Origin of the sequence: Paraburkholderia sp. SIMBA_053 (assembly GCF_046534895.1) — a bacterium.
GTDB classification, from domain to species: Bacteria; Pseudomonadota; Gammaproteobacteria; order Burkholderiales; family Burkholderiaceae; genus Paraburkholderia; species Paraburkholderia caledonica.
This window is the reverse complement of record NZ_JAWRXU010001127.1, coordinates 1-256: the sequence shown is the minus strand read 5'-3', so window position 1 is coordinate 256 and position 256 is coordinate 1. Positions and strand designations below refer to the sequence as shown.

The 256-nt window shown below is 64.5% G+C and carries 1 protein-coding gene; it reads right to left on the bottom strand.

The features are described from left to right. Nucleotides 1-256, bottom strand: a 256-nt coding sequence (locus tag SB753_RS39150) for a substrate-binding domain-containing protein (RefSeq protein ID WP_410805429.1), incomplete at both ends; no start/stop codon positions are given.

Below are 256 nucleotides of genomic sequence, written 5' to 3'. Positions count from 1 at the left end.
GGCGCTGGACCATGATGCCCTGAATGTAGCCATCCTTGAGACCTTTGAGCGTGTCCGGAAGATCGTCGAAGGCGAGCACTTCGAGCTTGCCCTTCATCGCGCCGAATTCCCGCGTGTTGAGCACTTTCGCGACCGCCGGCCCGCCGACCTGGCTCACGCCGAAAATGCCCTTGAGGTTCGGATGCGCGCGCAGCGTGGTTTCGACGACCGACACGCCGCGCGCCAGGTCGTCGTCGGTGCCTTGCGTCTCGACCAC